Origin of the sequence: Micromonospora sp. WMMD956 (assembly GCF_029626125.1) — a bacterium.
Lineage (GTDB): Bacteria > Actinomycetota > Actinomycetes > Mycobacteriales > Micromonosporaceae > Micromonospora > Micromonospora carbonacea.
In genome coordinates, this window is the sequence record NZ_JARUBI010000005.1 from 1,966,372 (window position 1) to 1,988,501 (window position 22,130).

Annotated in this window: 23 protein-coding genes; 10 read left to right on the plus strand and 13 right to left on the minus strand. The window is 74.5% G+C overall.

The genetic code is table 11. The features are described 5' to 3' along the window. Positions 1-13: 13 nt before the first annotated feature. From O7628_RS09065 to O7628_RS09085, 5 genes are all read right to left on the minus strand, one after another. On the minus strand, positions 14-706 hold the full coding sequence (locus O7628_RS09065) for a cysteine hydrolase (protein WP_278129581.1): 693 nt from the start codon (positions 704-706) through the stop codon (positions 14-16). 8 nt (positions 707-714) lie between these two features. Then, positions 715-1,404: an isochorismatase family cysteine hydrolase gene (locus O7628_RS09070; protein WP_278129582.1), complete on the minus strand. Its 690-nt coding sequence runs from the start codon at positions 1,402-1,404 to the stop codon at positions 715-717. A 28-nt stretch (positions 1,405-1,432) separates the two neighbouring features. Beyond that, positions 1,433-3,265, minus strand: a complete 1,833-nt coding sequence (gene atzF, locus O7628_RS09075) for an allophanate hydrolase (protein ID WP_278129585.1) — start codon at positions 3,263-3,265, stop codon at positions 1,433-1,435. A gap of 87 nt (positions 3,266-3,352) precedes the next feature. Then, positions 3,353-4,018, minus strand: a complete 666-nt coding sequence (locus O7628_RS09080; RefSeq protein ID WP_278129587.1) for a GntR family transcriptional regulator — start codon at positions 4,016-4,018, stop codon at positions 3,353-3,355. A gap of 59 nt (positions 4,019-4,077) precedes the next feature. Next, entirely contained in the window at positions 4,078-5,169 is a 1,092-nt protein-coding gene (locus O7628_RS09085) for a UDP-N-acetylmuramate dehydrogenase (RefSeq protein WP_278129589.1), read from the minus strand. Positions 5,170-5,238: 69 nt separating this feature from the next. Here O7628_RS09085 and O7628_RS09090 point away from each other — a divergent pair, with 69 nt between their 5' ends. The 7 genes from O7628_RS09090 to O7628_RS09120 all read left to right on the plus strand — a co-directional run bounded on the left by O7628_RS09090 (position 5,239) and on the right by O7628_RS09120 (position 12,531). Next, positions 5,239-6,000 carry a maleylpyruvate isomerase family mycothiol-dependent enzyme gene (locus O7628_RS09090; protein WP_278129591.1) on the plus strand — a complete coding sequence of 254 codons (762 nt, stop codon included), beginning with the start codon at positions 5,239-5,241 and terminating at the stop codon, positions 5,998-6,000. Positions 6,001-6,282: 282 nt separating this feature from the next. Then, complete coding sequence (locus O7628_RS09095; RefSeq protein ID WP_074472411.1) at positions 6,283-7,587, plus strand: extracellular solute-binding protein; 1,305 nt, start codon at positions 6,283-6,285, stop codon at positions 7,585-7,587. 86 nt (positions 7,588-7,673) lie between these two features. Next, positions 7,674-8,690, plus strand: a complete 1,017-nt coding sequence (locus O7628_RS09100; RefSeq protein WP_278129592.1) for a sugar ABC transporter permease — start codon at positions 7,674-7,676, stop codon at positions 8,688-8,690. Continuing rightward, a complete protein-coding gene (locus tag O7628_RS09105; protein WP_278129594.1) occupies positions 8,687-9,520 on the plus strand; it encodes a carbohydrate ABC transporter permease in 834 nt (277 codons plus the stop codon). Before O7628_RS09100 ends, O7628_RS09105 begins: the two co-directional genes overlap by 4 nt. Before the next feature lie 58 nt (positions 9,521-9,578). Then, positions 9,579-10,958: a GH1 family beta-glucosidase gene (locus O7628_RS09110; RefSeq protein ID WP_278129595.1), complete on the plus strand. Its 1,380-nt coding sequence runs from the start codon at positions 9,579-9,581 to the stop codon at positions 10,956-10,958. Between the two features lie 19 nt (positions 10,959-10,977). After that, positions 10,978-11,985: a LacI family DNA-binding transcriptional regulator gene (locus O7628_RS09115; protein ID WP_278129597.1), complete on the plus strand. Its 1,008-nt coding sequence runs from the start codon at positions 10,978-10,980 to the stop codon at positions 11,983-11,985. Positions 11,986-12,114: 129 nt separating this feature from the next. Continuing rightward, a complete protein-coding gene (locus O7628_RS09120; RefSeq protein ID WP_278129598.1) occupies positions 12,115-12,531 on the plus strand; it encodes a RidA family protein in 417 nt (138 codons plus the stop codon). Positions 12,532-12,664: 133 nt separating this feature from the next. On the opposite strand, the gene O7628_RS09125 is transcribed toward O7628_RS09120, so the two are convergent. Together O7628_RS09125 and O7628_RS09130 are read right to left on the minus strand one after the other, a co-directional pair. Then, entirely contained in the window at positions 12,665-13,207 is a 543-nt protein-coding gene (locus tag O7628_RS09125) for a hypothetical protein (RefSeq protein WP_278129599.1), read from the minus strand. A 130-nt stretch (positions 13,208-13,337) separates the two neighbouring features. Then, complete coding sequence (locus tag O7628_RS09130; protein ID WP_278129601.1) at positions 13,338-14,153, minus strand: EI24 domain-containing protein; 816 nt, start codon at positions 14,151-14,153, stop codon at positions 13,338-13,340. A gap of 121 nt (positions 14,154-14,274) precedes the next feature. Between O7628_RS09130 and O7628_RS09135 the strand changes: the two genes are divergently transcribed. Continuing rightward, entirely contained in the window at positions 14,275-15,294 is a 1,020-nt protein-coding gene (locus tag O7628_RS09135) for a YafY family protein (RefSeq protein WP_278129603.1), read from the plus strand. A 25-nt stretch (positions 15,295-15,319) separates the two neighbouring features. Here O7628_RS09135 and O7628_RS09140 read toward each other — a convergent pair whose 3' ends face one another. Beyond that, positions 15,320-16,240: an SDR family oxidoreductase gene (locus O7628_RS09140; protein WP_278129605.1), complete on the minus strand. Its 921-nt coding sequence runs from the start codon at positions 16,238-16,240 to the stop codon at positions 15,320-15,322. 75 nt (positions 16,241-16,315) lie between these two features. Between O7628_RS09140 and O7628_RS09145 the strand changes: the two genes are divergently transcribed. Then, on the plus strand, positions 16,316-17,014 hold the full coding sequence (locus O7628_RS09145; protein WP_278129606.1) for a nucleotidyltransferase domain-containing protein: 699 nt from the start codon (positions 16,316-16,318) through the stop codon (positions 17,012-17,014). Positions 17,015-17,032: 18 nt separating this feature from the next. Here O7628_RS09145 and O7628_RS09150 read toward each other — a convergent pair whose 3' ends face one another. From O7628_RS09150 to O7628_RS09165, 4 genes are all read right to left on the minus strand, one after another. Further along, on the minus strand, positions 17,033-17,920 hold the full coding sequence (locus O7628_RS09150) for an alpha/beta hydrolase (protein WP_278129607.1): 888 nt from the start codon (positions 17,918-17,920) through the stop codon (positions 17,033-17,035). Continuing rightward, entirely contained in the window at positions 17,917-18,234 is a 318-nt protein-coding gene (locus O7628_RS09155; RefSeq protein WP_043965247.1) for a DUF2516 family protein, read from the minus strand. Before O7628_RS09155 ends, O7628_RS09150 begins: the two co-directional genes overlap by 4 nt. A gap of 265 nt (positions 18,235-18,499) precedes the next feature. Continuing rightward, the gene (locus O7628_RS09160; RefSeq protein WP_278129610.1) at positions 18,500-19,333 is read right to left on the minus strand and encodes a hypothetical protein; all 834 of its coding nucleotides are present in this window, start codon (positions 19,331-19,333) and stop codon (positions 18,500-18,502) included. Continuing rightward, positions 19,330-20,070 (minus strand): helix-turn-helix transcriptional regulator, encoded by a 741-nt coding sequence (locus O7628_RS09165; RefSeq protein WP_278129612.1) that lies wholly within the window; start codon positions 20,068-20,070, stop codon positions 19,330-19,332. Before O7628_RS09165 ends, O7628_RS09160 begins: the two co-directional genes overlap by 4 nt. A 136-nt stretch (positions 20,071-20,206) precedes the next feature. On the opposite strand from O7628_RS09165, the gene O7628_RS09170 reads away from it, so the two are divergent. After that, a complete protein-coding gene (locus O7628_RS09170) occupies positions 20,207-21,004 on the plus strand; it encodes an alpha/beta hydrolase (protein WP_278129613.1) in 798 nt (265 codons plus the stop codon). A gap of 61 nt (positions 21,005-21,065) precedes the next feature. Here O7628_RS09170 and O7628_RS09175 read toward each other — a convergent pair whose 3' ends face one another. After that, positions 21,066-22,025, minus strand: a complete 960-nt coding sequence (locus tag O7628_RS09175) for an asparaginase (RefSeq protein WP_278129614.1) — start codon at positions 22,023-22,025, stop codon at positions 21,066-21,068. Positions 22,026-22,130 lie beyond the last annotated feature (105 nt).

Genomic DNA, 22,130 nt, shown 5'->3' on the forward strand with positions numbered 1-22,130 from the left:
GGCTGCTCCCGATTCAGGAGGAGGGTTGCGACATGGTGGTGCTGGGCAGCACGGCGAGCACCTCGGTGGACTCGGCGACCCACCCGAAGATCCCGCCCTGGGCGGCGATCATGTCGAGCCCGACCCGCTGGAACTCGGGAAAGTAGGACCCGACGCAGTCGGCGAGCACGAGGCACTCGTACCCGCGGTCGTTGGCCTCCCGGACGGTGGTGTGCACGCACACCTCGGTGGTGACTCCGGTGACCAGGAGGCTGCGGACGCCCCGCTGGGCGAGCAGGGCCTCCAGCCCGGTGGCGTAGAACGCGCCCTTGCCGGGCTTGTCGACGACCGGCTCGCCGGGCAGCGGCGCGAGTTCGTCGACGATGTCGTGGCCGTACTCGCCCCGCACGAGGATGCGGCCGTTGGGGCCCGGGTCGCCGATCCGCTTGCTCGGCGCGCCCCGGTGGAGCTTGGCCGGCGGGCAGTCGGACAGGTCGGGCAGGTGCCCCTCGCGGGTGTGCACGACGGTCAGGCCCGCGGCGCGGACGCCGGCCAGCAGCGCGGCCAGCGGCGCGATGGTGCGGCGCAACTGGCCGACGTCGTTGCCCAGGCTCTCGCCGAACCCGCCGGGCTCCAGGAAGTCGCGCTGCATGTCGATGACCAGCAGCGCCGTGGTCGCGGTGTCGAAGGTGTACGGGGTGGGCCGGGCGACGGCGACGGTCGGCATCTCGCGCCTCACCCCGCCGTCGCGGCGATGACGTCGTCGGACGTGGCGACGCAGCCGAAGACGCCGCCCTGCATGGTGACCATGTGCAGCGCCGCCTCGTGGTTGCCCTTGTCCGTCGCGCCGGTGCAGTCGGCGAGGATCAGGCACTCGTACCCCCGGTCGTTCGCCTCGCGCATCGTGGTGTGCACGCAGACGTCGGTGGTGATGCCGGTGAGGATGAGGTGCGTGATGCCGCGGGTGCGCAGCACCAGGTCGAGGTTGGTGGCGTAGAACGCGCCCTTGCCGGGCTTGTCGACGACCACCTCGCCGGGCGCCGGGGCGACCTCGGGCACGATCTCCCAGCCCGGTTCGCCCCGGACCAGGATCCGGCCGCACGGGCCGGCTCCGCCGATCTCGGCGCCGATCCGCGCCGAGCGCCAGCGCTTGTTCGGCGGCAGGTCCGACAGGTCGGGGTCGTGCCCCTCGCGGGTGTGCACGACGAGCATCCCGAGCGACCGGGCGTGGGCCAGCAGCCGGGCGGTGGCCGGCAGGCCGGACCGGGTGAGGCTGATGTCGTAGCCCATCGCGTCGACGTAGCCGCCCGGCCCGCAGAAGTCGGTCTGCCAGTCGATGCAGAGCAACGCGGTGCGGGTGGTGTCGACCGCGCCGTCGTACGGCCACGGGTAGGGGTTCGCGGTTACCGGCCCGATCCTTGCCATCCTCTCCTCCTCCTGTTGTCGTCGCCGCTCATCGCCGGGCGGCGCTGCGGTACGCCCGCCAGCCCCCGGCGGCGCTGATGTCCTCGGCGTCCGGCCCGGCGGCGTACGCCTCGCAGAGGAAGCCCAGGACGCTGCGCCCGTCGTCCAGCCGGACCCAGCCCAGCGAGAGCGGGGCGGGGACGCCGGTCAGCAGCCCGCCGACGGCGGACGCGGGCAGCCGCCACAGCTCGACGTCGATGCGGTGGCCCCGGGCCGCCTCGACGCGGACCAGGCCGGGCAGCCCCTCGCCGTCGGGGGTGGCCATCCGGTAGAGCCGGTAGCAGGGCGCGGTCCGGGTGGCGGCGACGAGCGTGGCTCCCCGGTCGGTCAGCTCCCCGTTGCGGGACTCGCCGGCCAGGTGCCGCCCGACGACGGCGACGAGCAGGTCCGCCGATCCCGGCCCGGTGGCGGTCGCCGGCGGCGCGGCGTCGGCCGGTCCCGCGTCGGCCGGTCCCGCGTCGGCCGGTCCCGCGTCGGCCCCGCCGGTGAGGGCGGCGGCGAGCCGGGCCAGGGTGGTGTCGCTGAACGCCGGGCCGACCAGGGTCAGGCTCGCCGGCCGGCCGGCGGCGGTGAACCCGTTGGGCACGGTCACGCAGGCCAGGTCGAGCAGGTTGGCGAACTGGGTGTAGCGGCCGAGCACGGCGTTGCGCCCGATCGGGTCCTCGGCGATCTCGGCGAGGGTGAAGGTGGTGCCGACGGTGGGCACGACGAGCACGTCGACCTCCCGCCACCCGCGGTCGACCCGGGCCCGCAGCTCGCGGAGCCGGTGCCGGCCCCGGAAGGCGTCGACCGCGTCGTAGCGCCGCCCGGTCTCCAGCACCGCCCGGGTGACGGGCAGGACCGCCTCGGGGCGCTCCCGCAGGAAGTCGTCCAGCCCGGTCAGCCGCTCGGCCACCCAGGGCCCCTGGTAGAGCAGGTCCCCCGCCTCGAAGAAGGGGCCCAGCGGCACCGGCTGGGCATGGCCGACCAGGTCACGCAGCCGCTCGACGCCGGCGGCGAACCGGTCCCGCTGGCCGGTGTCGCCGAAGAACTCCAGGTCTTCTGCGCGGGGCACCCCGAGGCGTAGCGCCCCTGGCGGGCGGGCCGGCACCCGCTCGGCCGGCAGCGGACGCCCCCACGGGTCGGCCGCCGTGACGCCGCGAGCGGCGTGCAGCACGTCCACGGCGTCCGCCACGTCGGCGGCGAAGACCGAGACGCAGTCCAGCGAGCGGCAGGCCGGCACCACGCCGGCCGTGCTGAGCAGGCCCCGGGTGGGCTTGACCCCGACGATGCCGTTGAGCGCCGCCGGCACCCGGCCGGAGCCGGCGGTGTCCGTGCCCAGGGCGAAGCAGACCTGGCCGCTGGCGACCGCGACCGCCGAGCCGGAGCTGGAGCCGCCGGAGACGAGGCCGCCGCCGAAGACGCTCTCGCAGCTGCCGTACGGCGAGCGGGCCCCGGTCAGGCCGGTGGCGAACTGGTCGAGGTTGGTCTTGCCGACCAGCAGCGCGCCGGCGTCGAGCAGCCGCCGCACCACGGGCGCGTCGGCGTCGGCCGGGTACCCGAAGTCGGGGCAGCCGGCGGTGGTGACCATGCCGGCGACGTCGATGTTGTCCTTGACCGCGAACGGGATGCCGTACAGCGGGAGCCGCGCGGGGTCGCCGTCGCGGCCCAGCGCGGCGGCCTGGGCCCGCAGGCGGTCGGCCGGGACGGTGCTGATCCAGACCGGCGCGCCGTCGCGGCCGGCGAGCCCGGCCAGCACGCGCTCGGCCAGGGCGGCAGGGGTGAGGCCGCCCTCGCGGTACGCCGACCGCAGCTCCGCGAGCGATCCGATCCGTTCTGACATACAGTCGATTGTCGACAGTTCTGTTACGGGGAACGGCGCGACAGGTAACGACGGCATGACGCCGGCCGCGGGCCGGCCCGCCCCCGGCTAGTCGAGGTACGACCGCGCGCCGTGCTCCGACAGCACCGCGAGCACCGCCTCCGGGTCCTCCCCGGCGACCGCCGCGAAGAGCCGCTCGTGCCGGTGCACCCCGTCCGAGGGCTGCGCCACCTCCGCCTCGCGGCGCAGATTGATCGCCATGTAGAGCTGCAACTTCATCAGGATCGAGTCGTACACGGCGGAGAGCTGCCGGTTGCCGGCCAGCGCCACCAGTGCGACGTGGAACGCCCGGTGCGACTCGGCGACGGCCAGCCGGTCGCCGGCCCGGGTCGCCTCGCGCATCTGGTCCAGCGCCGCCCGCAGCCCGGCCAGGTCACCCTCCCGGCGCACCGGGACGGCCCGGTGCACCGCCACCCGCTCCAGCACGTCGCGCAGCTCGTACAGCTCCCGCACGTCGCGGTCGGAGAGGGTGGCGACCCGGACGCCCCGCCGGGGCACGTGCTCCACCAGCCCCTGCTGCGCCAGCAGCCGCAGCGCCTCCCGCAACGGGGCGCGGCTGATCCCGAGCCGCCGGGTCAGCTGCTCCTCCACCAGGCGTTCGCCCGGGTCGCTCCTGCCGCTGAGGATCTCCCGGGTCAGCCGGGACACGGCGAGATCCACCAGGCTGGGGCTCTCCAGCTCGCCGTCCATCGCCGATGCGGCCACGTCGCTCACTCCGAAGAGTCTGCCATTGCCGCCGGACGACCCGGGTGGGCGCGTCCGCTCGCCGGCCGTCACACGGCGCAGTTGACCAGGACCGGCTCCGGGTGCAGGGGCACGCCGAACCGGGCGTGCACGCCGTCGCGGATGTCGCGGGCCAGGGCGACCAGCGCGGCGGTGCTGGCGGTGCCGCTGCGGTTGGTCAGGGCGAGGGTGTGCTTGCTGGAGATGGCCACCCCCTCCGGCCCGGGGTGGCCCTTGGCGAAGCCGGCCTTGTCGATCAGCCAGGCGGCGCTCACCTTCACCGTGCCGCCCGCCCCGGGCCAGTGCGGCGGCTCGCCGAGGTCGGCGGCCCGCCCGCGGAGCAGCTCGTACGCCTCGCCGTCGAGCACCGGGTTGGTGAAGAACGAGCCCACCGAGCGGGTGTCGGGGTCGGCGGCGTCGAGCAGCATGCCCTTGCCGGCGCGCAGCCGCAGCACGGCGGCCCGGGCGTCGGCCAGCGGCACCGCGTCGCCCGGCTCGACGCCCAGCGCCCGGGCCAGCTCGGCATAGCGGACGGGGCCGGACAGCGGGGAGCGGGCGAGCCGGAAGTCGACCGACAGCACCACCCAGCGCTCGCTGTACTTGAAGATGCTCGACCGGTACGCGAAGCCGCAGTCGGCCGCCTCGACCCGGCCCAGGCTCTCCTGCACGCGGTCGTACACCTGCACGCCGGTGATCGTCTCGGCGACCTCCTGGCCGTACGCGCCGACGTTCTGGATCGGGGTGGCGCCGGCCGAGCCGGGGATGCCGGAGAGGCACTCCAGCCCGGACCAGCCGTTGGCGACGGTGGCGGCGACGAGGTCGTCCCACGGCTCGCCGGCCTCGACCCGTACGGTGACGGTGTCGGCGTCCTCGGCGACGACCCGCAGCCCCCGGGACCGCACCAGCACGACCGTGCCGGGGAATCCGGCGTCGCCGACGACCACGTTGCTGCCGCCGGCGAGGATCAGGACCTCATCGTCCCGCCGGCGGGCCTGCTGCACCTTTTGTACGATCTCCTCGGCGCTGGCAGCGGTCTCGATCCGTCCGGCCGGGCCACCGAGGCACAGTGTGGTGTAGCCCGCCAACCTGGTCGGGTCGGCGGCGCGGGTTTCGGTGGCCGGGTGGGCACTAACGTCTGACACGCCTTTCACCCTAGGCTGAGAGGGAGCCGCGGCACCCACTTGGTGGCGCGGTCGCCCGGGAGGATCGTGATGAGCAGACTGCACGGCACGAAGGACTTCTGGATCGGCGCGCTGCGGACCGAGGGTCCCGCGTTCGCCGCCGCCGTGGCGGAGGCTCCCCCCGAGACACCCGTGCTCTCCTGCCCCGGCTGGACGATCACCGACCTGACCACGCACCTCGGCGAGGTCTACACCTGGGTGAACACCATCGTGACGACCGGGGGCACCACCCGGCCCGAGCGGCCGAGCGTCCCGGCCGCGCCGCCCGCCGGGGCGTCCGCGCTGGGGTTCTGGCAGCAGGCGTACGACCGGCTGATGGCGACCTTCGACGGGCTTGACCCGGAGACCCCGACGTGGAACTGGGCGCCGCAGCCGAAGAAGGCCGGCTTCTGGCCGCGCCGGATGGCGCACGAGACGTCGGTGCACCGCTGGGACGCCCAGCTCGCCATCGCCGCCGGTGAGCCGATCGAGGCCAAGCTCGCGGCCGACGGGGTGAGCGAGGTGCTCGACACCTGGCTGCCGGCGGGCCGGCGCAAGGCCACCGGCCAGTGGCGCGGGGTGGTGCACCTGGCCGCGCCCGACGCGGGCCAGGACTGGTACCTGCGGCTGCGCGGCGAGGGCGTGGCGCTGCTGGACACCGACACCATCCTCGACCACGACGACCACCACGCCCGGGTCGAGGTCACCGGCACGGCGAGCGACCTGCTGCTGGCGTTGATGGGCCGGGTCAGCTTCGACACCCTCGGGGTCCGGGGCGACCGCGCCCTCCTCGACGGCCTGCGCACCGGCTGACCGCCCCCTTTCCCGCCTGACGTGGCCCCCGGCGTTGCCGGGGGCCACGCGTCGTCGTGCCCGCCGCCCCGCTCGCCCGGCGGTTCGCGCGCGCCGTGCGTTGTTAAGAAGGGGCCCCTGCCCTACCGAATGCGTTAACAGGGGGCCCTTCCTTTCCGCGCCGGGAGCGCTCTATTGACATCGCGGCAGCCAGCGGCCAGGCTCTTGTGAGAGCGCTCTCTCGAAGGTTCCACCCCCGTCCCCACCACCATGCGCACGACCTGAGAGGGGTCCGAGAACAAGATGGGTGTCTTTCCACGCCGCCGCCTCGCGGCCGTGGCCCTCGTCGCGGCCACCGCACTGCTCACCACCGCCGGCTGCGGCGGGGACGAGTCCGCCGAGGGCGGGCCGGTCACGCTGACCGTCGACGTCTTCGGCCAGATGGGCTACCAGGAGCTCTACCAGGAGTACATGGCCGCCCACCCCGACGTGAAGATCGTCGAGCGGGGCACCGGCGGCAACCTCGACGAATACTCGCCGAAGCTCACCCAGTGGCTCGCCGCCGGGAAGGGCGCCGGCGACGTGGTCGCCATCGAGGAGGGCCTGCTCGTCGAGTACAAGGCCAACCCGCAGAACTTCGTCAACCTGCTCGACCACGGCGCGGCCGAGCTCAAGGGCAACTTCCTCGACTGGAAGTGGAACCAGGCGCTGACCGCCGACGGCAAGCAGCTCATCGGCCTCGGCACCGACGTCGGCGGCATGGCGATGTGCTACCGCAGCGACCTGTTCGCCAAGGCCGGGCTGCCGACCCAGCGCGACGAGGTGTCCAAGCTCTGGCCCACCTGGCAGGACTACATCGCCACCGGCGAGAAGTTCAAGGCGGCCAACACCGGCGCGGCGTTCCTGGACTCGGCCACCAACATCTTCAACACGATCGTGCTCCAGACCGCCGGCAACGCGCAGGGTTACCACTACTACGACACCGCCAACAACCTGGTGGTGGACAGCAACCCGGCCGTGCGGCAGGCGTGGGACACCACGATGGACATCCTCGACTCCGGCCTGTCCGGCAAGTACGGCTCCTGGTCCGAGGAGTGGGTCTCCGCGTTCAAGCAGGCCAAGTTCGCCACCATCGCCTGCCCGGCCTGGATGACCGGCACCATCGAGGGCAACGCCGGCCCGGCCGCCAAGGGCAAGTGGGACATCGCCCAGGTGCCCGGCAACGGCGGCAACTGGGGCGGCTCCTTCCTCGCCGTGCCCAAGCAGAGCAAGCACCAGGCCGAGGCGATCGAGCTGGCGAAGTTCCTGACCAGCGCCAAGGGGCAGATCGGGGCGTTCAAGGCCAAGGGGCCGCTGCCGTCCAACCCGCAGGCGCTGGACGACCCGGCCGTGGCCGACTCCACGAACGCGTACTTCTCCGACGCCCCCGTCGGCAAGATCTTCGCGGCCGGCGCGAAGAGCCTCAAGCCGGTCTACATGGGCCCGAAGAACCAGGCCGTCCGCACCGAGGTGGAGAACGCCGTGCGCACCGTCGACCTCGGCCAGCGCAGCCCCGAGCAGGCGTGGACCGACGCGGTGAACAACGCCAAGAAGGCCGCGGCCAAGTAGGCCCGACGCGGACGCGCGGGCGGCGCTCCGGCACGCCGGGGGCGCCGCCCGCGCCGCGCGAGACGCGGAAAGGAGTGACCGGGCCCATGGCCGTCCAGCTCGACGCCCTGCCACCGGTGACACCGGCGGAGCGGAGCACCGCCCGCCCGCCCCGGAGGTACCGGCTCAGCCGGCTCGACGAGAAGTACTCCCCCTACCTCTACATCGCACCGTTCTTCCTGCTCTTCGGCGTGTTCGGGGCGTACCCGCTGGCGTACACGTTCTGGGTGTCGCTGCACGACTGGGACCTGCTCGCCGCCGAGCACCCGTTCGTCGGCGGGGAGAACTACACCCGGCTGATGGCCGACCCCGACTTCTGGCACTCGGTGGTCAACACCCTCGGCATCTTCGTCCTCTCGACCGTGCCGCAACTGCTGGCCGCGCTCTGGCTGGCCAGCCTGCTCAACCGGCGGCTGCGGGCCCGGACCACCTGGCGGATGGCGGTGCTGGTGCCGAACGTCACCTCGACCGCCGCCGTGGCGATCGTCTTCGGGGTGCTGTTCGGCCGGCAGTTCGGCATGATCAACTGGCTGCTCGACCTGGTCGGCGTCGACGCGATCGACTGGAAGTCCAACCGGTTCGCCTCGTGGGTGGCCATCTCCGCCATGGTCGACTGGCGGTGGACCGGCTACAACGCGCTGATCTTCCTCGCCGCCATGCAGGCCGTCCCCCGCGACCTCTACGAGTCGGCGGCGATCGACGGCGCCAGCCGGGCCCGGCAGTTCTGGAAGATCACCGTGCCGCTGCTCAAGCCGACGATCATCTTCGCGGTGATCGTGTCGACCATCGGCGGCCTCCAGCTCTTCACCGAGCCCCGGATGTTCCACTCCGGCACCAACCCGATCCGGGGCGGGCCGCTGCGCGAGTCGCAGACGATGACCATGTACATGTTCGAGAACGCCTTCGCGCCGCACTACAACTTCGGCTACGGCTCGGCGGTCGCGTGGCTGCTGTTCGCCCTGATCGCGATCGTCGCGGCGATCAACGTGGTGATCCTGCGCCGGCTCGGCGGCACCGACGGGCCGCCGCGGGTCCGCCGCCCCCGGAAGGAGCGCGCCCGATGAACAAGCTCTGGTCCGCCGGCCGGCTCACGTACGCCGCCCTGGCCGTCTCGGCCCTGCTGTCGGTCTTCCCGATCTACTGGATGTTCGTGGTGGCCAGCCGCTCCAGCGACGCGATGGGCCAGATACCGCCGCCGGTCACCCCCGGCGGCAACCTGGGCGCGAACATCGCCCGGCTGTTCGACAACACCGACGCGTACTTCCTCACCGGTCTGATCAACTCGGCGATCGTGGCCGTCACGGTCACCGTGTCGGTGGTCTTCTTCTCCACGCTGGCCGGGTTCGCCTTCGCCAAGCTGCGGTTCCGGGGCCGCAGCGCGCTGCTGCTGGTGATCATCGCGACCATGATGATCCCCACCCAGCTCGGGGTGATCCCGCTGTACCTGCTGATGACGAAGCTCAACTGGAACGACCGGCTGCCGGCCGTGATCGTGCCGGCGCTGGTCACCGGGTTCGGCGTGTTCATGATGCGGCAGTACGCCAGCCAGGCCATCAGCACCGAGCTGATCGAGGCCGCCCGGATGGACGGCTGCGGCACCGCGCGGATCTACTGGAACGTGGTGCTGCCGGCGCTGCGCCCGGCCGCCGCGGTCCTCGGCCTGCTGACGTTCATGACGACCTGGAACGACTTCCTCTGGCCGTACGCTGTGCTCAACGACCCGGAGAACCCGACGGTGCAGCTGTCGCTGCGGGCGCTGTCGGACGGCTACTACCAGGACATGTCGCAGGTCTTCACCGGCACGGCCATCGCAACCCTGCCCCTTTTGCTGGTATTCGTCCTGTTCGGCCGCCAGATCATCGGCGGAATCATGGAAGGTGCGGTCAAGACGTGAGCGCGAGGAGTGAGCCGATCTTGCGAGCCCCACAGTCGCGAACGAAGGAAGGTAAGGCGTGAGCGCGAGCAGCGAGCTACGGTTCCCCGACAACTTCGTCTGGGGCGCGGCCACCGCCTCATACCAGATCGAGGGCGCGGCCCGCGACGACGGTCGCGGCCCGTCGATCTGGGACACCTTCAGCCGTACGCCGGGCAAGGTCTTCGCCGGCCACACCGGCGACGTCGCCTGCGACCACTACCACCGGTACGCCGACGACGTGGCCCTGATGGCGGAGCTGGGGCTGAAGGCGTACCGGTTCTCGATCGCGTGGCCCCGGATCCAGCCCGACGGCACCGGGCCGGTCGAGCCGCGCGGGCTGGACTTCTACGACCGGCTCACCGACACGCTGCTCGACCGGGGCATCGACCCGATCGTCACGCTCTACCACTGGGACCTGCCGCAGGCGCTGGAGGACCGGGGCGGCTGGACCAACCGGGAGACCGCCGAGCACTTCGCCACGTACGCGGCGGCCGTGCACGGCCGGCTCGGCGACCGTATCCGCACCTGGACCACGCTCAACGAGCCGTGGTGCTCGGCCTACCTCGGGTACGGCAACGGGGTGCACGCCCCCGGCGTGAGCGACGCGGGCGCGGCCTTCACCGCCGTACACCATCTGCTGTTGGGGCACGGCCTGGCGGTCCGGGCGCTGCGCGCGGGCGGCGCGGAGGTCGTCGGGATCACCCTGAACCCGGCGGAGGTGCAGCCGGCGGACCGGGACAGCGCGGCGGACGCCGTGGCGGCCCGGCTGGTCGACGGGCTGCAGAACCGGATCTTCCTGGACCCGCTGACCGGCGCCGGGTACCCCGCCGACGTGCTGGAGCACGTGGCCCGGATGGTCGACCCGGCGACGTTCCTCCACGACGGCGACGAGAAGCTGATCGCCGCGCCGATCGACCTGCTCGGCATCAACTACTACGCGCCGACCTACGTGGCCGGGCGGCCGGACGGGGCGGGCGGCAGCGCCTGGCCGGGCACCGAGGGCGCCGTGGAGTTCCTGCCGGCGGCCGGCTCCGTGAGCGACATGGGCTGGGCGATCGAGCCGGCCGGGCTGGGCCGGCTGCTGGACCGGCTGGCCGCCGACTATCCGGGCCTGCCGCTGATGATCACCGAGAACGGCGGCGCGTTCCCGGACCGCACGACCGACTCCGCCGGTCGGGTGGCCGACGCCGACCGGATCGCCTACCTCGACGGGCACCTTCGGGCCGTGCACGCGGCCATCGGCCGGGGGGTGGACCTGCGCGGCTATCTCGTATGGTCGTTGCTGGACAACTACGAGTGGGCCGAGGGGTACCGCAAGCGGTTCGGGATCGTCCACGTCGACTACCTGACCCAGCGGCGCACGCCGAAGGCCAGCGCCCGGTGGTACCAGGAGGTGATCTCCCGGAACGGGCTGTGACGAGGTGGGGAGCGCTCCGATGACGACGGCCCAGCGGCCGACCCTGGAGGCGGTGGCCCGGCGGGCCGGCGTCTCCAGGGCGACCGTGTCGCGGGTGGTGAACGGCTCCACCACCGTCGCCGAGCCGATCCGGGAGGCGGTCCGTCAGGCCGTGGCCGAGCTGGGGTACGTGCCGAACCTCGCCGCCCGCAGCCTGGTCACCCAGCGGACCGACTCCATCGCCCTCGTGCTGCCCGAGGAGGCCACCCGGGTCTTCTCCGACGACCAGGTGTTCCCGAGCATCATCCGGGGCGTCGCGCAGGAGCTGGAGGCCGCCGACAAGCAGCTCGTGCTGATGCTCGCCGGCTCGCCGGCCGGGCACGCCCGGGTGGAGCGGTACACCACCGGGCGGCACGTCGACGGGGTCGTCTTCGCGTCGCTGCACGGGGCCGACCCGCTGCCCGCCCGGCTGGCCGGGCTCGGCATCCCCGTGGTGTGCAGCGGGCGGTTCCTCGGCGACGTCGGCGTGCCGTACGTCGACGTCGACCACGTCGGCGGGGTGACCCGGGCGGTGCGGCACCTGCTCGACTCGGGGCGGCGGCGCATCGCCACCATCGCCGGTCCGCAGGACATGTTCGCCGGGGTGGAACGCCTCGCCGGCTACCGGGCGGCCGTCGCCGAGGCGGGGCTGCCGGAACGGGTGGCGTACGGCGACTTCACCCGGGAGTCCGGGGCGGCGGCGATGCGGCAGCTCCTCGCCGCCCACCCCGATCTGGACGCCGTCTTCGCCGCCTCCGACCTGATGGCGCACGCCGCCATGCGGACGCTGCGCGAGGCGGGGCGGCGGGTGCCCGCCGACGTGGCGATGATCGGGTTCGACGACATCGAGACGGCCGCGTACACGGACCCGCCGCTGACCACCGTGCGGCAGCCGATCGTCGACCTGGGCCGGCAGGCGACCCGCCAGCTCCTGCGGATCGCGGCCGGCGAGGACGTCGAGCCGGCCCTCGTGCTGCCCACGAAGCTGGTCCTGCGCGCCTCGGCGTAAGGAGGGGCCCCTTGTTAACGCATACGGTAGAGAGGGGTTCCCTTCTCACCACCTCTGGCGGGCGCGTGAGCGCGTGGCGGGACGGTTGTCGCGTGGCGGCGGGGACGGGGGCGGGCTAGCGTCGCGCGGGTGAGCGATCCCGTGGCGCTGGTGCGCGTGTCCGAACTCTCCGACGTCGCCGAGTACGCGTACGCGGCGACCGTCGACCCGCCCGCCCGGCTGGTGTTCGCCGCCGGCGCGTGCCCGTTGGACGCCTCCGGGCGTACGGTCGCGCCGGGCGACCCGGCGGCGCAGGCCCGGCAGGTGATGGCGAACCTGGAGGTCGCGCTCGCCGCCGCCGGGGCGCGGCTCGCCGACGTCGTCAAGACCACGGTGTACGTGGCGTCGTCCCGGCAGGCCGACCTGGTGGCCGCGTGGGAGGTGGTCCGGGACGCGTTCGGCGGCCACGAGCCGCCGAGCACCCTGCTCGGGGTGACCGTGCTCGGCTACGACGACCAGCTCGTCGAGGTGGAGGCGGTCGCCGCCGTCCGGGACCCCGGCCGCTGACGGTGCGCTCCGCCTGCGGGGAGTGCCGGCGGAACAGGCACCGGTCGCTGGCGACGCCCCCGCCCCGGCGGTGGGGTCGCACCGGGCGGGCCGGTCAGAACGACGACGGCGACGCGGACGTCGGGCGGGCCGGTCAGGACGACGACGGCGACACGGACGCCGGGCAGACCGCCGCGAGCGCGAAGGAGCCGGCGTCCCCGGCGATCGCCGCCGAGCCGCCCGTCAGGGTCCAGCCGGCGGGCAGGCGCAGCCACGCCACGCTGCCCCCGGACCCGTCGACGGTCAGCACGCCGGCCTCGGTGGGCACGGTGAGGGCGACGCGTTCCCGGTCCGGGGCCACGAACTCGGGCGTCACCGCGACGAACCGGGCGGCGGCCGCGCCGGCAGGTAGGCCGAACACCCACACGTCCTCGTCGGGATAGGGCCCGCCGCCCAGGCCCGCGGCGCAGGCCGGCTCGCGGCCGGCCGCCCGGACCGGCGCGTCGGCCGGAGCCAGCCGGATCGTCGTGCGCGGACCGGGCAGGGGCGCGGGCGGCACCGGCGGCGCGGGCGGGCGGTCGGTCGACGGGCCGGGCCGGGCCTCGCGCCGGGGCAGGCCCGCGACCCCGAGCAGCAGCAGGCAGGCCGCGGTCGCCGAGACCGCGGACCTGAACCGGTCGGCCCGCACGCGAGGCATCCCTTATCGCACCTTTCGTCCGATTAAGGATAGGTGCAAGGAGGGGCCCCTTGTTAACGCATACGGTAGAGAGGGGTTCCCTTCTCACCACCTCTGGCGGGGCGTGCACGCGGCAGGGTCGACCTCCACGTCACCGCTTCTCGACGGGGCGGCCCGGCGGCTCGATGGACTGGCCCATCGCGCGGCGGGTGAGCAGGGTCGCGCCGGCCACCGCCGCCGGCATGACCAGCACCGCGCCGAGCGGGATCAGGAAGCACACGAAGACCGCCACCCCGAAGCCCAGCGTCGTCGGCCGGTCGACCCTCAGCAGCGTCCGGCGGTCGGGCAGCCGCATGCCGCGCCGGTAGAACGGGGCCCCCGCCAGCTCCAGCGCGAGGAACCAGCCGCCGACCGCCGCCCCGACCACCGGCACGACGGTCTGCCCGACCACCGGGATGAAGCCGGCCGCGAAGAGCGGAATACCCACGAGTACGGAGATCGCGACGAGCCGCAGCGAGTCGACGATGCTGCGGCGCAGCGACGCCCAGAACGGCGCCTCCACCGCGCCGGGCGTGCCGCCGTAACGCTCCTCGACCCGCTCGGAGATCTTCTCGTAGAACGGGTCGCCGATGGCCAGGGTCACGGCGGTGAAGGTGAGCACCCCGAGCAGCCCGCCGACGCCGAGGAAGGCCAGGCCGGCGACGACCCGGACGAGGCTGCGGGCGGTGCGGGACCAGTCGTCGGCGAACGGGGTGACCAGCGCGGCCAGGTCGTCCACGAAGTAGACGAGGGTGGCGAAGGCGGCCACGAAGAGGGTTCCGGAGATCAGCGCCGGCACGATGCCGAGCAGCATCAGGCCGGGACTGCGGACGTACAGGCCGATGCCGCGCAGGAGCAGCCCGACCCCGGAGAAGAATCGGCCGACGGCGCCGGTCACCGGCGCGGTGATGCTGCTGGGTACGTTCACGACCGCTGAGCCTATCGGCGCCCGTCCCGCCCGCCCCGCCGAGCAACGCGGGGCGGAGTGAGAAGGGTTCCCTTCTATACCGCAGGCGTTAACAGGGGGCCCTTCCTTACACAATGGGCGGGTGCGAGCCTCGCGGTTGATCTCGGTGGTGCTGCTGCTTCAGTCGCGGGGGGTGATGACGGCGGCCGAGCTTGCCCGCGAGCTGGAGGTCTCCGAGCGGACCGTGTACCGGGACGTGCTGGCCCTGTCGGCCGCCGGGGTGCCCGTCTACGCCGATCGGGGCCGGGCCGGCGGCTACCGGCTGCTCGGCGGCTACCGGACCCGGCTGACCGGGCTCACCCGGGACGAGGCGGAGGCGCTGTTCCTCGCCGGGCTGCCCGGGCCGGCGGGCGACATGGGGCTGGCCGACGCGGTCGCCTCGGCCGAGCTGAAGGTGCTGGCCGCGCTGCCGCCCGCGCTGCGCGACGCGCCCGCCCGTGCCGGGCAGCGGTTCCACCTGGACGTGCCGGGCTGGTTCCGCGACGCGTCGCCGCCGCCCCGGCTGGCCGAGTTGGCCCGCGCCGTGTGGGGCGACCGGGTCGTCGAGCTGCGCTACCGGCGCGGCGACGGCGAGGTCGTCCGGCGGGTCGAGCCGTACGGGCTCGTGCTCAAGAGCGGGACCTGGTATCTGGTCGCCCGCGTCGGCGACGACACGCGCACGTACCGGGTCGACCGGGTGGTCGACGTGGCCCCGGGCGGGGAGACGTTCGACCGCGACGAGCGCTTCGACCTCGGCGGATACTGGCGTGGGCAGGCCGAGGCGTTCCTGCGCAGCATGCAGCGGACCCGGGTCCGCATCCGGCTGAGCCCCGCCGGCCTGCGCGAGCTCCGCAGCGCCCCGGAGGCACCCTTCGCGTACGCCGAGGCGACGGCCGCCGCCGGTGCGCCCGACGGGGACGGCTGGGTGGTCACCTGGCTGCCGATCGAGTCCGTCGACGTGGCGTACCACCTGGCGCTGCGGCTCGGGCCGGAGGCGGAGGTGCTGGATCCGCCGGAGCTGCGGGGGCGGGTGGCCGCTGCCGCCGCCCGGCTCGCCGCGTTGTACGGCAGGCCGGGCGGCGGACGGGAGGGGCACGGGCGGGCGGGCGACGGTCAGCGGTAGTCGGCGCTCAGCGGCGTCCCGGCGGTCAGCGGTAGTCGGCGGCGTCGGCCTGCCTGCCGCCGTGCACCACCTCGTCGAGGTAGCGGAAGGCGTCCGGGCGGCTGCCGTCGACGTCGGTGAAGCCGTACACCCGGGCCAGCTCGCCGCTGGAGGTCGACCTGCCGTTCCAGCGGGCCCGGTCGGGGTCGGCGGCCAGCGCGGCGACGGCCCGCCCGACGAACGCCGGGGTCTCCGAGATGAGGAAGTGCGGGTCCGTCGCCGCGCCGTCGCGCCAGTTGGCCTCGGTGACGCCGAAGTGCTCCAGCATGAACTCGGAGCGGATCCAGCCGGGGGTGAGCGCGACGGCGGTGCCGCCGTGCGGCTCCAGCTCGTGCGACTGGGTGAAGGCGAGCCGGTTCACGCAGGTCTTGGCCAGGTCGTAGAAGACCGACAGCCGGTAGTGCGCGTCGTTGTACTCCCGGGTGCCGTCGCCGATCTCCACCACCAGCCCGCCGGGGCGGCGGATCAGCAGCGGCAGCGCGAAGTGGCTGGTGATGACGTGGGTGTCGACCGCGAGCCGCAGGGTGCGGAAGCCGGCGTCGAGGGGCTGTTCCCAGACCGGCTTCTCCCAGGTGATCAGGGGGTCGGCACCCCACACGTCGTTGACCAGCACGTCGAGCCGGCCCTGCTCGGCGTCGATCCGGGCCACCAGGTCGCGCACCTGCTCGGGCACGAGGTGGTCGACCCGGGCGGCGATGCCGGTGCCGCCGGCGGCAGTGACCAGCTCGGCGGTCTCCTCGATGGTCTCGGGCCGGTCGAGTTCGGAGCGGCCGGCGGTGCGGCTGCTGCGGCCGGTGGCGTACACCGTCGCCCCGGCCGCGCCGAGTTGGATCGCGATCTGCCGGCCGGCGCCCCGGGTCGCCCCGGCGACGAGCGCGACCCTCCCGGTCAGGGGTTTCGTTGTCATGCGTCGACCCTGACAGCGATACCTGACAGCCGAAGTCCGGTTTCGCGAACGGGTGTCCTGCGTCATGATCGGCTCATGCGCCTGCTGCTCTCCGGGATCGTCGGCTCGGTGGCGTACGGGCTGGCCCGGCCCGGCTCCGACGTCGACCGGATCGGGGTGTTCGCCGCGCCGACCGTCGCCTTCCACGGCCTGCGCCCGCCCCGGGAGTCGGTGGTCACCACCGACCCGGACGTCACCCTGCACGAGGCCGGCAAGTACGCCCGGCTGGCGCTGGGCGGCAACCCGACCGCCACCGAGCTGATGTGGCTGCCCGACGACTGCTACGAGACGCGCACCGCGCTGGGCGACCGGCTGATCGGCATCCGGTCGGCGTTCCTCAGCGCGCCCCGGGTCCGCGACGCCTACCTCGGGTACGCCGCGCAGCAGTTCCGCAAGCTGGTGTCCCGGGGCGACGGGACGTTCTCGGCGGACACCCGGCGGCGGACCGCGAAGCACGCCCGGCACCTGGCCCGGCTGGTGCACCAGGGCCGGCTGCTCTACGCCACCGGCGTGCTGGAGATCCGGCTGGCCGACCCGGAGCGGTTCCGGGCGTTCGGGGAGCGGGTGGCCGGCGGGGAGCTGGCGGAGGCGCGGGACCTGCTCGCCGAGGCGGAACACGACTTCGACACGACGCGTACGCCGCTGCCGCAGCGGCCAGACGAGGCGACGGTGGAGCGCTGGCTGCTCGACGTGCGGGCCGCCCACCTGCCGCCGGTCGGGGCGGCCCACGGCTGACATCCCCGGCGGCCGGCGTCAGCCGTTGAGGAACCCCGAGATCCGCTCCCGCAGGTCGGCGCGTTCCGACCAGAGCACGCCCGGGCGGTCGTACACGTGGAGGGTGGCGCGGGGCAGGGCGGCCGCGAGCTGCTCTGCGACCTCGACCGGGTGCAGGTCGTCGCCCGCGCAGGCGAGCACCAGGGCCGGGGCGGTCACCGCGGCCAGCACCGCCCGGTCGCCCAGCGGGGCCTGGTCGGGCAGGTCGGCGAGGCCCGCCGCGAGGCCGTCGCGCAGCAGGTGGTCGAGCCGCTGCCGAAGGTACGCCCACCCGGCGGGCGTGTTGCGCACGGCGGGCGGCAGCTCGGCCGAGACGACGTCGGCGACGGCGGAGGCGTCCCCGCTCTCCACCGCCTCGATCAGGGCGGCGATCCGCTCCCGGGCGGCCGGGGTGCGGGGCTGGTCGAGCGCCGCCGGGAGGAAGAAGACCAGCCGGTCGAAGCGCTCCGGGCTCTCGGCGAGCAGCCGGCACAGCGCGCCCGCGCCGAGGCTCGCGCCGAACGCCCGGGTGGCGTTGGCGAGGTCGGCGACGGCCCGCAGGTCCCGGGCGAGGTCGAGGTAGCTCCACGGGCCGGGGGGCGCGTCGGAGCGGCCGTGCCCCCGGAACTGGAAGAAGACCTTGCGGCCGGCGACGCCGCTGCCGAAGGGGCGGGTGGTGGCGATGCCGTTGCCCAGCCCGTGCGCGAACACGGTGACAGGATCGCCGGCTCCGGTGACGAGCTGTTCGAGGCGTGCCCCGTGCGGGGTGGCGACCAGCTCGGTCTCCGGCTCGGGCAGAGCCGGCCGGCCCGTACGCGGGGCGCCCGGGCCGGGGCCCCAGGTCCGTGGCCCGCCGTCCGGCGGCGGTGGCCAGCGGAACCCTCTCACCAGGAGGATCCCCGGCCGTCGTGCAGGTCACGCAGCCCGACCCGGACGTCCAGCAGATAGATCAGGGCGGCGGCGATGCCGATCAGGCCGAAGATGTTCAGCACGTTGTTGGTCAGCAGCGTGAGCACCAGGCACACCGCGAGGATGGCGATCCATCCGCCCTTGGGCAGGGTGCCGATCGCGGCGAAGCCCTCGCCGCGCTGGGTGATCGCGTGCACGAGCGCCACCCCCTCGATGACGAGGGCGAACACCAGCAGCAGCATGGTGATCCAATACTGGACCTGGAAAGCGAAGATCGGCGCGGCGATGGCCATGCCGGCAAGCTTATGCCGACGACCCCGGATCCGTCCGCCAGGACGTCTCCGGGGTCGTGCGGCGTCTCTCCCGGGCTGGCCGCCCCGCCGGTCGCGGCGCGGGCCGCGGACCGGGGCGGGCCGGGAAGCGCGGGCCGCGGACCGGGGCGGGCCGGGAAACGCGGGCCGCGGACCGGGGCGGGCCGGGAAACGCGGGCCGCGGACCGGGGCGGGCCGGGAAACGCGGGCCGCGGCGGTCAACCCCGGTTTGCGCGGACCAGGTCGGCTACTCGGCGGCCGGGCGGGGCCGCCGGGTGGCCTTGGGCAGCTTGGCAGACGGGGTGTCGGTGGCCTCCGGGGTCGGGCCGTCGGTGGCCTCGGCCTTGGGGCCGGCACCGGTGCCGCCCCTGGCAGCGGTCTTCGCGCTGGCCTTGGCCCCGGCCGCCTTAGTCGCGCTGGCCTTGGTCGCGGTCGCCTTGGTCGCGCGGGTGCGCGGGGTCCGCGCGGCGGCCGGCTTGGCCTCGACGACCTCGGCCACGTCGGCCGGGGTCGGGACGTCGGCCTTCGCCGCCGGGGCGGGCGCGGCGGGGGCGGCCGGGGCCGGGTTCAGGTCGGCCTCGGTCGCCGCGATGTCGGCGTTGACGGTGTCGGCGGCCTCCAGCACGCCGGCGCCGACCACCCGCTCGCCACGGGCGACCAGCTCCGCGTACGCGGCCAGGGCCCGCTCCTGGGCGGCCTGCGCGCCGGCGACGACGACGGCCGCGTTCCGGGCGGCCAGCCCGCGCAGCCGGTCGAGGTCGGTCAGCTCGCGCAGCCGGTCGACGTCGGCGACCTCGCGCAGGCGGTTGACGTCGGCCGCCTCGCGCAGCCGGTTCAGCTCGGCCGGGACCGACCGTCCCCGCAGCTCGGCGGCGGTCTGGTTGGCCGTACGCAGCGTCTCGGTGGCCTTCTGGCGCAGCTCGAAGCCGGTCACGACGGCCTTGCCGCCCAGGTCGGCGGCGACCCTGCCGCTCAGGTCGGTGACCACGGTGGGCAGCTTGCGGAGCTGCTCCAGGGCCAGGTCGCCGGCACCGGCGGCGGCGTAGAGCGGGGCCGGGATGCGGTTGGTCTTCGGGCTCATGACTTCTCCTCCTCGACCGCGGCGGCGGTCTGCTCGGTCTCGACGGCGGTCGCCTTCTCGGCGGCCTTCCTCGCGGGCGTGCTGCTGGGCGGGGCGGGCGCCGGGCCGGCCTCGGTGACGGCGACCGACTCCAGGACCGCCTCGGTCGGGGTGCCCTCCGGCGTGGTGGGCCCGGTCGCGGCCGGGGTCAGCGTGCCCGGGGCCTCCGGGGCGAGCCCCGGCGCGGACGGGGCCGCCGGGTCCGCCGTGGTGGCCGGGGCCGTGGTGTGGGCTCCGGTGGCCGGGGCCGCTGTGGTGTTCGTGCCGGCCGGGCCGGCATCGGCGGCCTGGGCGGTGGCTTCGGTGCTGGCCTGCGCGGCTTCGGCGGCCTCGGTGGCGGCCGTCGCCTCGGCGAGCCGGCTGTTCTCCCGGCGGAACGTCTCGTAGATCTGGGTCAGGGACTGCTTCTGCGCCATCGTCAGGTCGGGATCGACCGCGATGGCGGCGAGCACGCCCTGACCCTCCTTGTCGTCGAGCAGGCCGGCCCGCAGGTACATCGCCGGGGTGGAGACCCGCAGCGCGCTGGCGAGCTGCTGGAGCACCTCGGCGCTGGGCTTGCGCAGGCCCCGCTCGATCTGGCTGAGGTACGGGTTGCTGACGCCCGCCTGCTCGGCGAGCTGCCGCAGCGAGATCTTCGCGTTGCGCCGCAGGTCACGGATGAACCCGCCGACGTCGGGTAGGTCCTTGGGAGTGGCCATGCCCCCACGCTAACCGGCCCCGCTAGCTGCTGCAAGCAAAACGCTAACCAGAGTTAGCAAGGTCTCACGCCCCTGGTCAGCGCCGCCCGACGTGAATCTGTTGCGCGCCGTGCGTCCGGTCCGTACCTTCCCCGAGGTGACGAAGATCGAGATCAACGGCGCGAAGCTCGCGTACGACGACACGGGTGACGGAACGCCCGTGCTCCTGCTGCACGCCGGCATCGCCGACCGGCGCATGTGGCGGGAACAGGTGCCCGCACTGGCCACCCGGCACCGCGTGATCACCGTCGACCTGCGCGGCTACGGCGACTCCGAGCTGCCCACCGACCCCTTCGCCCACCACGACGACGTGGTCGGCCTGCTGGACGCCCTGGGACTCCCCCGGGCCGCCCTCGTCGGGTGCTCCTTCGGCGGGGCCGTGGCACTGGACACCGCCCTCGCATACCCGGATCGGGTCGACGCACTCGCCCTGTTCGGCACGGCCGTCAGCGGCAGCGAGTGGTCCGACGAGGCCAACGACCTCTGGGACGACCTGGTGGGCGAAACGGACCCCGAGGACTTCGCGGCCACGGCGGCCGGCGAGGTGCGGTTCTGGGTGGTCGGCCCGGCCCGCCGCCCCGAGGACGTCGACCCGGAGCTGGTCCGGTTCGCCGAGGAGATGGACCGCCGGGCGCTCGCGGCCGAGCTGGCGCTCAGCGCCGTCGACGTGGCCGAACTCGACCCGCCCGCGATCGAGCGGCTCGGCGAGCTGCGCGTACCGGTGCTGGTGACCGCCGGGGCCGCCGACGTGCCGGACATCGGCCGGCTCGCCGACCGGATCGCCGCCGAGGTGCCGGGCGCGGTGCGGCTGCCGGACGTGCCGGACGCCGGGCACCTGCTCCCCCTGGAACGGCCGGACGCCGTCAACGACGCCCTGCTGGACTTCCTGCGATGAGGTGCAAGGAAGGGCCCCTTGTTAACAGGCGCCTGTTAACAAGGGGCCCTTCCTATCGCCGTCACCAGACCGGACGGACCGCCCCGACCGGGATCCCGCCGCCGAGCAGCGGCAGCTCGGCGTACTCGTCGAGCACGGGCGCCCGGACGCCCAGCCGGCGCAGCGCGGAGACCAGGACCGGCATCCGGGCTCGCGAAGCCCCGTCGTCGATCTTCAGAGCGACCGCGCCGACGCCGGGCAGCGCGGCGGCGATCACCCCCTCCGCGCCGATCTTCGCAAGCGCGCCGGGCAGGCCGCGCATCAGCCGGCTGTCCTCGGCCCAGGTGCCGCCGACCAGCTCCGGGTGCGCCCGCATGGCGTCCGCGACGGTCCGCTCGGGCGAGCCCGGCCCGGCGGAGACCAGCCGCAGGTACGCGCGGGCCAGCCCGGTCAGCGACACGGCCAGCACCGGCGCGCCGCAGCCGTCGACGCCGACCGCCGCCACCGGCTCCCCGGCGCACTCCTCGACGGCCGAGCTCAGCGCGCGCTGCAACGGGTGCTCCGGCTGCCGGTAGCCCGCCCGGGGCCAGCCGGCGGCCAGGCAGGTGAGCAGCATGCCGGTGTGCTTGCCGGAGCAGTTCATCCGGCCCCGGGTCGGCCCGCCGCCCGCGCGCAGCACCGCCTCCCGGGCCAGCTCGCCCATCGGCAGGTCGGGCGGGCAGCCCAGGTCGGACTCGTCCAGCCCGGCGCCGGCCAGCAGCGCGCCGACCCGGGCCACGTGGAACTCCTCCCCGGCGTGGCTGGCCGACACGATCGCCACGTCGGCCGGGTCGGTCAGCGGCAGCCCGGCGCGGAGCATGCCGACCGTCTGCATCGGCTTGCTGGCCGAGCGGGGGAAGACCGGGGACGCCACGTCCCCGGCGGCGGCGACCGTCGCGCCGGCCGCGTCGAGCACCACCACCGAGCCGCGGTGCAGCCCCTCCACGAACCCGGAACGGACCACCTCGGCCAGCGGCACGCCACCGGAGTAGGTCTTCGTCACACGGTGGACGGTACCGAGGGGCCGGCGGGCGGCGAAACGCGGGTGACCAGCACAGTCACCCGAGCCGCGACAGGGGCGACGGCTGGGCCGGGGCTTACCGGCGCG